Origin of the sequence: Bacillus pretiosus (assembly GCF_051294775.1) — a bacterium.
Lineage (GTDB): Bacteria > Bacillota > Bacilli > Bacillales > Bacillaceae_G > Bacillus_A > Bacillus_A wiedmannii.
Window position 1 is genome coordinate 1 of record NZ_JBPPHF010000080.1, and the last position, 326, is coordinate 326.

A 326-nucleotide genomic window follows, 5' to 3' on the forward strand; every position below is an offset into this window, starting at 1 on the left:
AGTCAGGTTTTCCAGTTGGCATTTCAGGATCTAAAAAGTACCACATTATTTCATTTTTTTCTTTTGCGATAATAGGACTATCAGCCATTGCGATTTTTTCTTCGATGACTTTTAAAGGTATTTTTTCTTGTATGAAGGAAGGTGTTTCTTCCCAATTTACATCTTTTAAAACGCTAAGATGAAAGAAGGAAGGTGCATTAACTTGAGTGGATGACGTTGCGATGTCTTCTTTTTTAGGTGCTTCTGAATCAGGTTGCGCTTGTGTGCATCCAGCGATGAGAAAAGAGAAAAGTAGCATATTTCCGATTTTTTTCATGGTGTCACAC

Annotated in this window: 1 protein-coding gene; it reads right to left on the reverse strand. The window is 36.5% G+C overall.

All coding sequences use genetic code 11. From position 1 onward, the window contains the following. Positions 1–316, reverse strand: a 316-nt coding sequence (locus ACSG5Z_RS29940) for a DUF4871 domain-containing protein (RefSeq protein ID WP_435712753.1), incomplete at its 3' end; no start/stop codon positions are given. Positions 317–326: the final 10 nt, after the last annotated feature.